The organism is Streptomyces albiaxialis, assembly GCF_039530985.1.
Taxonomy (GTDB): Bacteria; Actinomycetota; Actinomycetes; order Streptomycetales; family Streptomycetaceae; genus Streptomyces; species Streptomyces albiaxialis.
Map to the genome: position 1 here is coordinate 202,458 of NZ_BAAAPE010000007.1, position 13,742 is coordinate 216,199.

Consider the following 13,742-nt stretch of genomic DNA (forward strand, 5'->3'; position numbering starts at 1 on the left):
AAGGATCACAAGTGGAACTGAACTATTACTCGGACCTGGCCGTGCGCCTCGTGAACACCGAGCGTCCGGAGCGCGGCGAGGACTCGCTCACCTCGGTCGAGGCCGTGCGCGAGATGTGCGGTCCGGACTCGATGACCGCGCGGCGCGCGACGGAGGCGGACGTGACGCGCCTGCGCGCCGTACGGACGCGGCTGCGGGCGGTCTTCACGGCGGCGGCCGAGGGCGACGAGGTGCGCGCGGTGGATCTGCTCAACTCGCTGCTGATGGAGTTCCCGACCAGCCCGCAGATCTCCGGGCACGAGTATCTGGACGACGAGGGGCGCCCGCGCTGGCACATGCATCTGGCCGAGCACCCGGCCAATGCCACCGCGGGATACGCGGCGACGGCCTGCATGGGCCTCGCCTTCCACCTCACCGACCTCGGCGTGGACCGGCTCGGCGTCTGCCAGGCGAGCCCGTGCCGGAACGCCTATCTCGACACGTCGACGAATCGTTCCCGCCGCTACTGCTCCGACCGCTGCGCCACCCGCGCCAACGTCGCGGCCTACCGCGCGCGCAAGCGCCGGAAGAGCGAGCTGGAGAACGAGGACGGCGCGGCGACAGCGGCGGGCCGCGGCCGGACGGGACCCACGAGCGGCCGTACCGCCCCCGCCGTCCAGCGGGCCACGGACGACACCGACGGGTGAACCCCGCGCGGCGACCTCAGCCGCAGCCAGGCCCGCGCGACCACCAGTTCGTCGGGCACCGTGCCGAACTCCCGGCTGTCGTTCCGCACCCGGGGGTTGTCCCCCTGCACCCACCAGCCGCCCGCGCGGCGCCCGGTCACGCGCTTGACGATGAGCAGGTCGTGCTGGAACGGGTGCCTGAGCACCACGATGTCCCCCGGACGCACCGCCGCGCCGTACGCGACCACGAGTTGGTCCCCCGGACGGAGCGTGGGCTCCATCGACGGGTTGTAGACCTCCGCCAGCCCGATCCGCTTCAGCGGTCCGCCGCCCTGCCCGTCCCGGCTTCGGCTGTGCTCACGCGTCCGCTCCGGCATTCTTCCGCCTCCGGTCCTCTCAGGACCGCGCCTCGGTCCGTTGCTCCAGCAGGTCCAGCCTGACACTGGACTTTTGTCCTAAGCCCGTGGGGGCACACGCGAAAAGGCTTCCCACACGGAGTAATCTCGCACGTGAGAAGACGATCACGAGGAAGGACGGCTTTATGCTCTCCCGCCTGTTCGCCCCCAAGGTGCAGGTCAGCGCCCACTGCGACCTGCCCTGTGGTGTGTACGACCCGGCTCAGGCCCGTATCGAGGCCGAATCCGTCAAGGCCATCCAGGAGAAGTACCAGGCCAACGAGGACCCGCACTTCCGGACGCGCGCCACCGTCATCAAGGAGGAGCGCGCCGAGCTGGCCAAGCACCACATCTCGGTGCTGTGGAGCGACTACTTCAAGCCTCCGCACTTCGAGAAGTACCCGGAGCTGCACCAGCTCGTGAACGACACGCTGAAGGCCCTCAGCACGGCCAAGGGTTCCACCGACCCGGCCACCGGCCAGAAGGCGCTGGACTACATCGCCCAGATCGACAAGATCTTCTGGGAGACCAAGAAGGGCTGACCGCCCCCTTGGACACCCCGGCGACCTCACGCGTCGTACACGCGCACCCGGCCCGCCGCCACCCGGCGGCGACCGGGTGCGCTGCCGTTCGCCCTCGAACTCCCTTGCGGGGAACGTGTAATTGAGTAATTTGACTTACATGACGACAGGCAGCGAGGAAGAGACGGAGCTGCGCGGCTGGCTGGCCGGGCGGTTACCGGAGGAGCTGTACGAGCGGGTGCTGGAGGTGACCGTGGACCGCGAGGAGATCACGGTCGTCGGCAGCGTCCCCGAGCCCGCGCTCGACGCGGACGTGCCCGGCCCCGAGCGCGCCGCCGCGCTGGAGGGCCGCATCGCCGAGTTCCGGGAGCGCACCCGCGAGGAGCGGATGCGGGTGGCCCGCGAGACCGAGCGTCGGTACGGGCGCAAGGTGTCCTGGGGCGCCGAATGCGGCGGCACCCGCGCCCTGTTCACCCATGTCGCGGCGCCCGTCATGACGCGGCTGCGGCAGCCGGAGCGGCAGGTGCTGGACACCCTCATCGCGGGCGGCGTGGCCCGCAGCCGCAGCGAGGCCCTCGCCTGGTGCGTCCGCCTCGTCGGGCGGAACTCCGACACGTGGCTGGCGGAGCTGCGCGACTCCCTCGCCCACGTCGAGCGCGTACGGGCGCGGGGACCGGACCGGGGCACCGGAGAGGACGCGTCAGGAGCGGCGCCGCCGGCGGATTCATAGCCCACGCCGATCGCGGCACAGAGAGAACGCCTTGATCGGGGACACCGTCGAGACGGGCCCCGGAGGAGAAGAGGGCGGCGGAGAAGGAGGACACCTCCCTGCTCTCCTAGGACCCGGTGAGCCGCCACAGGGAGGTGATCTCCTGGGAGCGTGCCTCGTGCAGGGGGTCGGCGGTGTCGGTGGCGCGGCCGTGGCGGGGGCGGGCGTCCTCGCGTCCGGCGACGCGCAGGCCCGCCTCCCCGATCCAGCCGAGCAGCTCCTCGCGGCTCCGCAGCCCGAGGTGTTCGGCGAGGTCGGAGACGATCAGCCAGCCCTCGCCGCCGGGCGCGAGGCGGGGCGCGAGCCCGGCGAGGAAGCCGCGCAGCATCCGGCTGCCGGGGTCGTAGACCGCGTGTTCGAGGGGTGAGGCGGGCTTGGCGGGCAGCCAGGGCGGGTTGCAGACGACGAGCGCCGCCGGGCCCTCGTCCCGGGGCGGGAAGAGGTCGGCGCGGACGACCTCGACCGCGTCGGCGACCTCCAGCCGCCGTACGTTCTCCGCCGCGCAGGCCAGCGCGCGGGGGTCCTGGTCGGTCGCGACGATCCGCCGGACCCCGCGCCGGGCCAGCACGGCGCTGAGCACGCCCGTGCCCGTACCGATGTCGAAGGCGGGGCCCTCGGGGGGCGGCAGGGGCGCGCGGGCGACCAGGTCGACGTACTCGCCGCGCACCGGGGAGAAGACCCCGTACGCGGGATGGACGCGGTCGCCGCCGAGCGCCGGGACGGGCACGCCCTTGCGGTGCCACTCGTGCGCGCCGATGACGCCCTGCAGTTCGCGGAGCGAGACGAGGGAGAGGCCGGGGGCTTCCGCCGCCGGGCCGTACGCCTCGGCGCACGCCTCGTCCACGCCGGGCGCGCGACGCAGCGGCACGGCGTACCCCTCGGGCCCGGCCTCCAGCGGGACGAGCAGCATGCCGAGCACCCGGGCCCTGCGGGACTGTCCCTGCCGCTGCAGATGGAAGCTCTCCAGCGGCGTCGCCCCGCGCTTCGGCGGCTTGCGGTCCACGCGCCGCGCCATGGCGGCGAGGAGCTGCCGGGCCCCGTGGTAGTCGCCGCGCCAGAGCAGCGCGGTGCCCTCGCACGCCTGCTTGTACGCGGCGTCGGCGGTCGTACGGTCGTCGGCCACGGCCACCCGGCGGGGCGCCCGGGCCCCGTTCTCGGAGCGCCAGCGCGCCGTGCGCTCCGTGCCGTCCTCGGTCCAGCCGACTGTCTCGCTCACCGCTCGATCTTAGGCCGGGCCCCCGCGCCGGTCCGTACCGCGCCCATGCTGGCCGCGACGACCAGCGCGATGGCGACGAGCTGGAGCGGTCCGAGGTTCTGGCCCAGCACCACGAAGCCCGCCGCCGTCGCCGCGACCGGCATCAGGCTCATCAGCACCGCGAACGTCGCGGCGGGCAGCCTGCGCAGCGCGAACAGCTCCAGCGTGTACGGCAGCCCGGAGGAGAGCACCGCCACGGCGGCGCCCAGCCCCAGGACCACCGGGTCCAGCAGCGCGGAGCCCGCGCTCACCACGCCCAGGGGCGCGCTGACGACGGCGGCCACGCCCATCGCGAGGGCCAGGCCGTCGGCCTTGGGGAAGCGGGCGCCCGTACGGGCGTTGAAGACGATGTACGCGGTCCAGGTCGCCCCCGCCGCCAGCGCGAAGGCGCAGCCGGAGAGGTTGAGGTCCTCGAAGTCGCTGGCGCCCAGCAGATACACCCCGCCCAGCGCGAGCCCGGCCCACAGCAGGCTGAGGAGACGGCGCGAGGTGACGACGGAGAAGATCAGCGGACCGAGCAGTTCGAGGGTGACGGTCGCGCCGAGGGGGATCCGGTCGATGGCCTGGTAGAAGAGGCTGTTCATGGTGCCGAGCGCGAGCCCGAGCCCGGCGACGGCCGTCCAGTCCCGGCGGGAGTAGCCGCGCACCCGGGGCCGGCACACGGCGAGCATCAGCACCGCGGAGAAGATCAGCCGCAGCGCGACCACGCCCAGCGCGCCCGCGCGCGGGAAGATCAGCGCCGCCAGCGCCGAGCCGAACTGGAGCGACATCGCGCTCCCGATGACCATCCCGACGGCGCCCGTACGGGCCCGGCGCGCGGGCCCCGTACCGGAGGTGCCGGAGGAGGGTGCGGAGGGTGCGGCGGGTGCGGCGTCGGGGGTACCGCTCTCGGCCACGGCGGGCCCGGCGGCGCGGTCGGCAGCGCTCATACCCGCCACGCTAGGCGCGCGCCCGCGCCACGTGAAATGCCGTTTTCCCTGTGGGTATGCTCCGGACGCATGACCGCGGAGCTGCGCCACCTCAGAGCCTTCCTGGCCATCGCCGAGGAGGGCAGCGTCACCCGTGCCGCCGCCCGGCTCCGCGTCAGCCAGCCCGCGCTCTCGCGCACCCTGCGCCAGCTCGAACAGCACCTGGGCGTGCGCCTCGCCGACCGCTCCACGCACCATCTGGAACTGACGCCCGAGGGCCGGGTCTTCCGCGACCGCGCCAGGGCCGCCGTCGCCGCCGTGGACGAGGCCCTCGACCCCGCCGGGCCCCGCGTGTGGCCGCTCCGCCTGGGCCACCCCTGGTCCGCGCTGGGCCGCTCGACCACTCCCCTGCTGCGCCGCTGGCGCGAGGAGCACCCGGACACCCCGCTGGAGCTGCGCCGCGTGGACGACCGTACGGCCGGGCTGCTGCGGGGCGAGGTGGACGTCGCGCTGCTGCGCGGCGAACTGCCGCCGGAGGCCGCGACCGGGGAGCTGCGCAGCCAGTGGCTGCTGGACGAGCCGCGCATCGCCGCGCTGCCCGCGGACAGCGAACTGGCCGCCCGCGAGGGCCCGGTGACCCTGGCCGAGCTGGCGCGCCACCCGATCGTCATCAACACGGTCTCGGGGCTGACCTCGCTCTCCCTGTGGCCCGAGGAGATCCGCCCCGGCCCGGCGTCGACCGTACGGGTCGCGAACACCGACGACTGGCTGTTCGCCATCGCGGCGGGCGGCGCGGTCGGCGCCTCGGTCGCCTCGACGGCCGACATGCACGCGCACCCGGGCGTGGTCTACCGCCCGCTGGCGGACGCCGCCGACGCCCCTGTCCATCTGCTGTGGCGCGCGGTCCCCGGCCACCCGCTCATCCCCGACCTCGTGCGCACGGCACGCCAGGTGCTGAGTGACCCGGGAACGGACTGATCACGGCATACGTTGACGGCGACAAGGGGCACTCGCCCCGTTCCGCACTGTCAGCAGCACCGGGAGGCAGGACCATGGCAGGGTTTCTCGACCGCGCCAAGGAGCAGGCACAGCAGGCGCTGTCCCAAGGCAAGGAGAAGGTGGAGGACGTCCAGGCCCAGCGCACGGGGAATGATCTGCTGAAGAAGCTCGGCGCGGCCTATTACGCGGAGCAGCGCGGCAGCGGCTCCCCCCAGGACGTCCAGCAGGCGCTCGCGGCCCTGGAGCAGCACATCGCCCAACACGGCGACGGCTTCCTCCGGAGCTGACCCGTACTCGCCCCGTAAGGGGCGCGGGGAACTGCGCGAGCAACCACAACAAAAGCCGCACCCGGCACGGCACACCACGGGGCACCCCGTGCACCGCGATGTTCGCCGGGCGACCCGGCACCGAGCGGCCCGGAACGAGGGGCCCGGCCCCCGGAAAGGGGGGCCGGGCCCTTGTCCGGTCAGCGTCCGGTCAGCCGAAACGCAAGCGGTACAACATCAAAAGCGCCGCCGCCGTATTGGCGGCAGGCACCTCGCCTCGCGCGATGAGGTCCGGCGTCTCCTTGAGCGGCACCCACTCGCGCTTGTCGGACTCGAAGTCGTCCTCGGGGTGCCCGAGGTACGTCGCGTCCTGCGCCCAGTAGATGTGGTGCCGGGCGTCCGTCAGCCCGTTCGCGGGCTCGACGGTCATCAGATGCTCCAGGGGGCCGGGCCGCCACCCGGTCTCCTCCACCATCTCGCGGGCCGCCGCGGCGGCGAGCTCCTCGCCGTCCTCGACCACGCCGGCCGCGATCTCCCACCCCCAGCTATCCGTGATGAAGCGGTGCCGCCAGAGCAGCAGCACCTCGTTGCGCTCGTTCACGGCCGTCGCCATCGCCACGGGGCGCAGCCGGATCAGATAGTGATCGAGATGTCTCCCGTTCGGTAGCTCTACATCCGCCAGATTCACCCGAAGCCACTGGTTCTCGTACACAGTGTGTTCACCCAGGTTCTTCCATTGCACGTATGTGCCCCCTTCCTGACGGAGGTTGGGCACATCCCAGCATGTTGTGCGCTCCCACTGACAGAGGCTCTCCGGGGACCCGAACGAGCCCCGGCGCTGCTCCGGCTCAGAGGGGAACGCTCAGGGCGTCCTCGATGAGCCTCGCCGCCTCGGCCGCCGGAGTCCCGGGATGCTGGGCCAGGCGGTGCTTGACCCTGCGCATCCGGCCCCGCAGCCGCTGCGACTCGATCCCCTGCGCCGTACCGACCATTTCGGCGGCCGTGGCGGCGGCGCGCTCGGCCTCTCCGCTGTGCAGCTCGACATCGGTGAGGGTCGCGAGCCGGTTGACCCGGCCCCGGACGTGCGCCGGCGCACGGGCCGCCTCGCGCGCGTACCGTCCGGCCTCCTCGACCTCTCCCAGGAGGAGAAGCGCCTCGGCCAACCGGACCTCGACCAGGCCCGGTTGGACGTAGTTGGTCTCCTCGGGCTCCTCCTCGGGACGGATACGTCCGGAGTAGGTCTCGGCCCGCCGCATGCAGACGTACGCGCCGCGCCGGTCGCCGATCCTGGCGTACGCCTTCGCCTGCATCGCGTACAGGTCCGTGGCCAGCGCGGGGCTGGCGTGCGGCCCCGCGGTGCGCAGGACCGCCTCGGCGCAGGCGAGGGCGTGCCTGCTGTCGCCCAGGAACAGCGCCTGGTTGACGAGCAGCGCGACCACGTACCCCCCGAAGACGAGGTCGCCCGACGCCTTGCCGAGGCGCAGGGCCTGGTGGAAGTAGCGCTGGGCGAGCCCCTGCGCGTCCGTGTCGTACGCGCAGATGCCGCTGACGGCGGCCAGCGCCCCGGCGGCGCGGAAGAGTTCGCGCCCGGTGCCGTCGTCGTACCCCCCGCGCAGCAGGGGCGCGACCTCCCCGGTGAGGAAGCCGACGACGCGGGGGCGCGTCGCCACGCCTCCCGCGTTCCGGTACAGATGCTCGTAGTGCCCGCGCGCCGCGTGCAGCACCGCGACGTCGGCCTCCTCCACCCGTCTCTCCCCGGTGCGCGAGACGTCGAGGTCCCGCGGCGGGTTCTCCCACTCCCACACGGGCGCGACCGCCGCGGCCCCCGTCAGGAGGGAGGGGCCCGGCCAGTCGTCGTGCACCTGGTCCGAGCGCCACAGGGAGGCGGCGCGCTCCACGAAGCGGCCGAGCCCGCCGTCGTCCGGACGCGGGCCCGTCGCGCCCACGTCCTGCGGCACCGCCAGGGCGCCCTGGCGCGCGGCCGGGGCCGCCATGCCGATGTCGTCGAGGGTGAGGGTGCGGCTCAGCCGCCCGCCGAGGATCTCGCAGATCAACTCGGGCACCCGGCCGCGCGGACGCTGCCCTTTGAGCCAGCGCGCGACGGCCGTGTGATCGTAACGCAGGGTGATCCCCGCTTCGTTTCCTAATCGATTGATCCGCGTCGCGAGACCGGACCGGGACATTCCCGCCTGGTCAAGCAGCGCGTCCAGTTGACTGTTGGGCTCCATGCCGCCCTCCGGTCGTCCGTCGTGTTGTTTCGCAGAGTAACGGACCCGGTTTCACACGGGGTGTGAATGCACCACGTACGCGTGCGTTCGGCACATGCTCCCGCGCAGGTTCCGCATGCGCTTGCCTAAGGGGTGGCGCGTACGGATCGCCACGTACGGCACACGAAGAGACACGCAGAGAGAGGAAGACCCATGAACGACCCCATCCAACTCCGGCCCGGTGACCGCCATGTGTCCCGCTGACCCCACGAGTGCCCAGGCGCCTCACCGCACCCGGGCCCGCAACCGCCCCGCCAATCACACGCTGCGTGCGCTCCTGGAGGAGACCGAGTGGACGCAGGCGGCGTTCGCGCACGCCATTACTCGTGTCGGCGCCGAGGTGGGCATACATCTCCGGTACGACCGGACCTCCGTCGCGCACTGGTTACGCGGCAGTCGTCCCGATCCCCGCGTGCAGCGCCTCATCGCCGAGGCCCTCTCCCGGCGGCTCGGCCGCCCGGTCACGGTCGCGGAGCTGGGCATGCGCTCCGCCCGTACGGCCGCGGGGCAGCGCGACCGGCGCGGGCAGCGCCCCCACCGGGCGCCGCGCGGCGCCCCCTCCGACGACGAGGGGGCGGAGGGCGGCGATCCGTCCGGACCGGCCGCCCCCGTGCACCCCGCCGACCGCCTCACGGCGCTCACGGCGCCCGTCGTCCCCGCACCGCGCGCCGACGCCCCGCCCCCGGCGCCCTACCGGCTGAGGCTCCTCAGCGAGCCCGCGCAGCAGCCCCGTCCGGCCCGGTCTCCCCTCCCCAGCCGGGCCGGACGCGGGCGGGGGCAGCCCGCGGCGACGGGCGTGCCCGGGGCCCGTCCGCCGGGCGAGGGTGAGGTCGCCTCGGTGCACGAGCACGCGCGCTTCTTCGCGCTCCAGGCGGACCGGCACGGCGGCGGCCACATCCGCACCTCGCTCGCCGCGTATCTCTCGGGCCTCGTGCGGACGTTGCGCTCCGGCGGCGACAGCGCCCACCACCGCGGCATGCTGGCCGGCGCCGCGCGGCTCAGCTTCCTGCTCGCGCGGGTCTACGCGGACGAGGGGCGGCACGGCCTGGCGCAGCGCGCGTTCCTCACCGCGGCCGAACTCGCGGCGGAGGGCGACGACCCGGAGGGCGTCGCGCTCGCGCGGCGGGCGCTCAGCTCCCAGGCGCATCAGCTCGGGCATCCGCGCGAGAGCCTCGCGCTGGCGGAGGCCGCGTGCGGCGCCGCGCCCGCGGGCGCCGACCCCTCGGCGCGCGCGTTCCTGTACGCGGGGCTCGCGGTCGCCCGGGCCGGCCTCGGCGACCGCGAGCGGGCGATGGACGCGCTGCGCAGCGCCGAGCACCAGTTGGCCCGCGCCCCCGCGGACCTCACGACGGGGCCGCGCAGCCCCGGCGGCGAGCCGGTCGGCTCGTACCAGGACGCGGCGCTGCTCTACCAGTCGAGCCAGGTGCGCGCGGCCCTCGGTGACCGCAGCGGCGCCATCGGCGACCTTCGCTCCTCGCTGCGTTCCCGTCCGGCGGCCGAGCGGCGCTCGCGGGCGCTGTGCCAGGCCGAGCTGGCCGAACTGCTGCTGTCCTGCGGGCGGCTGGAGGAGGCGTGCGGCTCGTGGAAGGGCTTCCTGGAGGACTGCGCGCTGGTCCGCTCCGGACGCGTGCGCGAGGCCCGCGCGCGCATGCCGGCGCTGCTGCGCCCGTACGCCCGGGAGCGGTGCGTGCAGTCACTGCTCGCACACACGAACCCCCTGGCGAGCGGTGCGCGGTTCGACTAGAACCGCCCCCGGACGGGGTAAACAGCCTGCACCGCGGTACAACTCCGCACGCCGACAACGGACACCACACGATACGGGGGACGAGGATGGCCACTCCCATCACCGCGACCGCCTTCGTCGCCGCTCTCAAGAAGGAGGGCGTGCGCGTCGAGGAGGTGCGCGACTGGCGCAACCACAACCGCAATCACAAGGGCCCCTGGGGCCCGGTGCACGGCGTCATGATCCACCACACCGTGACCAGCGGCTCGAAGGAGACCGTCGACCTGATCTACGACGGCCGGGCCGACCTGCCGGGCCCCCTCTCGCACGGCTGCATCACCAAGGACGGCACCGTGCACCTGACGGGCCACGGCCGCGCCAACCACGCCGGTCTCGGCGACGACGACGTGCTGCGCGCCGTCATCGCCGAGCGCGGCCTGCCCACGCCGAACGAGCGGAACACGGACGGCAACCGGTACTTCTACGGCTTCGAGTGCGAGAACCTCGGCGACGGCGAGGACCCCTGGCCCGAGGAGCAGCTCGACGCGATCGAGCGCGCCGCGGCGGCCCTGTGCCGCCACCACGGGTGGGGCGCGCGCTCGGTCGTCGGCCACCTGGAGTGGACCGACCAGAAGTCGGACCCGCGCGGCTTCACCATGGACGCGCTGCGCGAGCGCATCGCGGACCGGCTCAAGTGACCGGCTGAGCGAGGACGGGATGACGGACGGGGGAGCGCCCGGCCGGGCCGGCGGCCCCGGCCGGGCGCCACCCGCGCCGCGGCACGCACAATGGCGGGGTGCCTCCCCTGCCCGACGCGCTCGCCGCGCGCCTCCCGTCACCTCTCGAAGAGGCGGCGGACGCGCGCTTCGCGCGGCGGGGCGTGCGCCTGCTGCTGAAGCGGGACGACCTGATCCACCCCGAACTGGTCGGCAACAAATGGCGCAAACTCGCCCCCGCGCTCCGCGAGGCCCTCGCCTCCGGAGCCCGGGAACGCGGCACCGCGCTGCTGACGTTCGGCGGTGCCTATTCGAACCATCTGCGTGCCACGGCGGCCGCCGGACGGCTGCTGGGGCTGCGCACGATCGGGGTCGTACGGGGCGAGGAGCTGGCGGACCGGGAGCTGAATCCGTCGCTCGCGCGGTGCGCGGCCGACGGCATGCGGCTGCACTTCGTCCCGCGCGCCGACTACCGTCGCCGGACCGATCCCGCGTGGCAGGAGGAGCTGAGGGAGCGGTTCGGGCCCTGCCTCCTCGTCCCCGAGGGCGGCAGCGACGGGGCGGCCGTACGGCACTGCGCGGAGCTGGGCCGCGAGCTGCGCGGGCTGACGGACGTGGCGGCCGTCGCCTGCGGCACGGGCGGCACCTTCGCGGGCATGGCGGCGGGCCTCGCCCCAGGTCAGCGGGGTCTCGGCATTCCGGTGCTGAAGGGCGGCTTCCTGACCGGGGAGGTGCGGCGGCTCCAGCGCGAGGCGTTCGGACAGGTGCGGGGCGACTGGTGGCTGGACGACCGCTTCCACGGCGGGGGATACGCGCGCACGAGCCCCGAGCTGGAGGAGTTCGCGGCGGACTTCGCCGGGCGCCACGGCCTCGCCCGGCTCGACCGCGTCTATGTGGCGAAGCTGCTGTACGGACTGACGGTCCTCGTGTCCGAGGGCGCGTTCGACCGGGGCAGCACGGTGACGGCCGTCATCACGGGCTAGCCGACCCCTCGAAGGGGTCACGGAAAGTGAGCAAATTGACTACTCTGTGTCGTCATCAACTTCCGCGCTCCGCCGAGCCGTTGACTGAGAGTGACGATCTCGGCCGCACTCCCCCGCGCCGGGAACGGCTTTCAGCCCTTGTGCGATTCCGCACCGTACGGGGCTATGAACGGTTCAAGTGGCGGGTATCGAACAGACACGACCCGCCCGGCGAGCCGCGGGACCGCCGCGGATCACGGACCGGCGGCCCAGCTTTTGCCAACGGAGCGTAATCACCAAGGATTTGGGGGCTCCAACCCCTAGCCACGTACAGTGCCCATATGTTTACTATGGGTGACACTCACGGGATGAGGCGGCATAGATCCATGCGTGCGGCATCGTGACACGGATCGCGATAGCGTCGCTGGCGAAACGAACCAACAGCCGCTTCGGCCCACGACAGGCCCAACCGGCACGTGTCACCTTGGAGGTGAGGGTGTCCCAGATCGCAGGCGAGCCCGCGGCGCAGGACTTCGTGGAGGTCCGGCTGCCGGCGGCGGGTGCCTATCTGTCGGTGCTGCGGACGGCCACCGCCGGTCTCGCGGCCCGCTTGGACTTCACCCTCGACGAGATCGAGGATCTGCGGATCGCCGTGGACGAGGCGTGCGCGATCCTGCTCCAGCAGGCGGTCCCCGGCTCCGTGCTCAGTTGTCTCTTCAAGCTCGTGGGCGACTCGCTCCGCGTGACGGTCTCGGCTCCGACGACCGACGGCCGCGCACCCGAGCGCGACACCTTCGCCTGGACGGTGCTCTCGGCCCTGGCGGGAGAGGTGGATTCGGCAGTGTCGGACGACCGTACGGTCAGCATCAGCCTGCACAAGAAGCGCGGTGCGGGCCCCGGAGCGTCGTGACCGAGCACGAGGCGCGGGAGATGTGGGCAGACCGCCGGAGCGCGGTCTCTCCGGGCATTCCTGAGCAGCAGGCCCGGCCGCACCCGGCCGACCCCACCAGTCAGCGACCGGAGCAGGCAGAGCGGGCGGACGCGATGGACCAGCAGCAGGAGATCCACGGGCAGGGCGGCGCCCCCGGCGAACGCGGCGGGCAGTTCGACCCGCACGACCGCAGCGGCGCGCGGGCACTGTTCATCGAGCTGCGCAAGCTGCCCGACGGCTCCACCGAGCGCGCCGAGCTGCGCAACCATCTGGTGCGGATGCACCTGCCGCTCGTGGAGCACCTGGCCCGCCGCTTCCGCAACCGCGGCGAGCCGCTGGACGACCTCACGCAGGTCGCGACGATCGGCCTGATCAAGTCCGTCGACCGCTTCGACCCCGAGCGCGGGGTCGAGTTCTCGACGTACGCGACGCCGACGGTCGTCGGCGAGATCAAGCGGCACTTCCGCGACAAGGGCTGGGCGGTGCGCGTGCCCCGCCGCCTCCAGGAGCTGCGGCTTTCCCTCACCTCGGCGACGGCCGAGCTGTCCCAGCAGCACGGCCGGGCCCCGACCGTGCACGAGCTGGCGCAGCGCCTGTCGATCTCCGAGGAAGAGGTCCTGGAGGGCCTGGAGTCGGCGAACGCGTACAGCACGCTCTCGCTCGACGTCCCGGACACCGACGACGAGTCCCCGGCGGTCGCCGACACCCTCGGCGCCGAGGACGACGCGCTGGAGGGCGTCGAGTACCGCGAGTCCCTCAAGCCGCTGCTGGAGGAGCTGCCGCCGCGCGAGAAGAAGATCCTGCTGCTGCGCTTCTTCGGCAACATGACGCAGTCGCAGATCGCCCAGGAGGTCGGCATCTCCCAGATGCACGTCTCCCGCCTTCTGGCCAGAACCCTGGCCCAGCTCCGCGACCGCCTGCTCGTCGAGGAGTGAGGGGACCGGCCCCCGGGCTCAGGCCCGGGGGCCGATGCCCAGCGCCTCGGTCGCGGTCGGGTTGATCAGGCAGGCCAGCACCCCGACCGCCGCGACGGCCAGGACGGCGGCGAGGGCCGCGTAGATCCCGCCGTTCTGCAGCAGTTGCCAGGCGACCGGCAGGGCGAGGAGCTGCACGATCATCGAGGGGCCGCGGCTCCAGCGGCGGCACAGCCACAGCCCGCGCGCGGCCGCCAGCGGCAGCACCGCCAGCGCCAGCACGGTCACGGACAGGGTGACGGCCTGCGTCATCCCGTCGGGCTTGTCCGTGATCAGCTTCACCAGCGAGACGACGCCGAAGCCCGCCACCACCAGTCCCTCGGCTCCGGTCACCAGCGCCGCCGCGGTGATCCTGCGCGGCCTGGACGTCTCCCTCGCGGTACTCACGGGG

General features: G+C 73.4%; 15 protein-coding genes and 1 pseudogene. 10 read left to right on the forward strand and 6 right to left on the reverse strand.

Features of this window, described 5'->3' with window-relative positions:
* The first annotated feature begins 11 nt into the window (after positions 1–11).
* The gene (locus ABD343_RS11855; protein WP_344527000.1) at positions 12–686 is read left to right on the forward strand and encodes a CGNR zinc finger domain-containing protein; all 675 of its coding nucleotides are present in this window, start codon (positions 12–14) and stop codon (positions 684–686) included.
* Positions 687–778: 92 nt separating this feature from the next.
* Here the strand turns inward: ABD343_RS11855 and ABD343_RS40985 are convergent.
* Positions 779–1,042 (reverse strand): annotated as a pseudogene (locus ABD343_RS40985) (S24 family peptidase); the annotation flags it as partial.
* A 164-nt stretch (positions 1,043–1,206) separates the two neighbouring features.
* Here ABD343_RS40985 and sodN point away from each other — a divergent pair.
* Positions 1,207–1,602, forward strand: coding sequence for a superoxide dismutase, Ni (sodN, locus tag ABD343_RS11865; RefSeq protein WP_344527002.1), 396 nt, complete (start codon positions 1,207–1,209; stop codon positions 1,600–1,602).
* Between the two features lie 139 nt (positions 1,603–1,741).
* Positions 1,742–2,311, forward strand: a complete 570-nt coding sequence (locus ABD343_RS11870) for a hypothetical protein (RefSeq protein WP_344527004.1) — start codon at positions 1,742–1,744, stop codon at positions 2,309–2,311.
* A gap of 106 nt (positions 2,312–2,417) precedes the next feature.
* On the opposite strand, the gene ABD343_RS11875 is transcribed toward ABD343_RS11870, so the two are convergent.
* Together ABD343_RS11875 and ABD343_RS11880 are read right to left on the reverse strand one after the other, a co-directional pair.
* Complete coding sequence (locus tag ABD343_RS11875) at positions 2,418–3,566, reverse strand: methyltransferase (RefSeq protein WP_344527006.1); 1,149 nt, start codon at positions 3,564–3,566, stop codon at positions 2,418–2,420.
* The gene (locus tag ABD343_RS11880; RefSeq protein ID WP_425578158.1) at positions 3,563–4,534 is read right to left on the reverse strand and encodes an EamA family transporter; all 972 of its coding nucleotides are present in this window, start codon (positions 4,532–4,534) and stop codon (positions 3,563–3,565) included. Before ABD343_RS11880 ends, ABD343_RS11875 begins: the two co-directional genes overlap by 4 nt.
* Positions 4,535–4,603: 69 nt before the next feature.
* On the opposite strand from ABD343_RS11880, the gene ABD343_RS11885 reads away from it, so the two are divergent.
* Positions 4,604–5,491 carry a LysR family transcriptional regulator gene (locus ABD343_RS11885; RefSeq protein WP_344527008.1) on the forward strand — a complete coding sequence of 296 codons (888 nt, stop codon included), beginning with the start codon at positions 4,604–4,606 and terminating at the stop codon, positions 5,489–5,491.
* Between the two features lie 74 nt (positions 5,492–5,565).
* A complete protein-coding gene (locus ABD343_RS11890; RefSeq protein ID WP_344527010.1) occupies positions 5,566–5,799 on the forward strand; it encodes a hypothetical protein in 234 nt (77 codons plus the stop codon).
* Positions 5,800–5,989: 190 nt separating this feature from the next.
* Here the strand turns inward: ABD343_RS11890 and ABD343_RS11895 are convergent, their stop codons facing one another.
* Both ABD343_RS11895 and ABD343_RS11900 read right to left on the reverse strand, forming a co-directional pair.
* A complete protein-coding gene (locus tag ABD343_RS11895; RefSeq protein ID WP_344527012.1) occupies positions 5,990–6,520 on the reverse strand; it encodes an NUDIX hydrolase in 531 nt (176 codons plus the stop codon).
* Between the two features lie 106 nt (positions 6,521–6,626).
* Complete coding sequence (locus tag ABD343_RS11900; RefSeq protein ID WP_344527014.1) at positions 6,627–8,006, reverse strand: NsdA family TPR-like regulatory protein; 1,380 nt, start codon at positions 8,004–8,006, stop codon at positions 6,627–6,629.
* A 229-nt stretch (positions 8,007–8,235) separates the two neighbouring features.
* On the opposite strand from ABD343_RS11900, the gene ABD343_RS11905 reads away from it, so the two are divergent.
* The 5 genes from ABD343_RS11905 to ABD343_RS11925 all read left to right on the forward strand — a co-directional run bounded on the left by ABD343_RS11905 (position 8,236) and on the right by ABD343_RS11925 (position 13,312).
* The gene (locus ABD343_RS11905; protein WP_344527016.1) at positions 8,236–9,789 is read left to right on the forward strand and encodes an NsdA family TPR-like regulatory protein; all 1,554 of its coding nucleotides are present in this window, start codon (positions 8,236–8,238) and stop codon (positions 9,787–9,789) included.
* A gap of 86 nt (positions 9,790–9,875) precedes the next feature.
* Entirely contained in the window at positions 9,876–10,466 is a 591-nt protein-coding gene (locus ABD343_RS11910; protein WP_344527018.1) for an N-acetylmuramoyl-L-alanine amidase, read from the forward strand.
* A 98-nt stretch (positions 10,467–10,564) separates the two neighbouring features.
* A complete protein-coding gene (locus ABD343_RS11915; RefSeq protein WP_344527020.1) occupies positions 10,565–11,467 on the forward strand; it encodes a 1-aminocyclopropane-1-carboxylate deaminase/D-cysteine desulfhydrase in 903 nt (300 codons plus the stop codon).
* Positions 11,468–11,942: 475 nt separating this feature from the next.
* Positions 11,943–12,356, forward strand: coding sequence for an ATP-binding protein (locus ABD343_RS11920; protein WP_344527022.1), 414 nt, complete (start codon positions 11,943–11,945; stop codon positions 12,354–12,356).
* A gap of 20 nt (positions 12,357–12,376) precedes the next feature.
* The gene (locus ABD343_RS11925) at positions 12,377–13,312 is read left to right on the forward strand and encodes an RNA polymerase sigma factor SigF (RefSeq protein WP_344528521.1); all 936 of its coding nucleotides are present in this window, start codon (positions 12,377–12,379) and stop codon (positions 13,310–13,312) included.
* 18 nt (positions 13,313–13,330) lie between these two features.
* On the opposite strand, the gene ABD343_RS11930 is transcribed toward ABD343_RS11925, so the two are convergent.
* Positions 13,331–13,738 carry a hypothetical protein gene (locus tag ABD343_RS11930; RefSeq protein WP_344527024.1) on the reverse strand — a complete coding sequence of 136 codons (408 nt, stop codon included), beginning with the start codon at positions 13,736–13,738 and terminating at the stop codon, positions 13,331–13,333.
* Between the last annotated feature and the right edge of the window lie 4 nt (positions 13,739–13,742).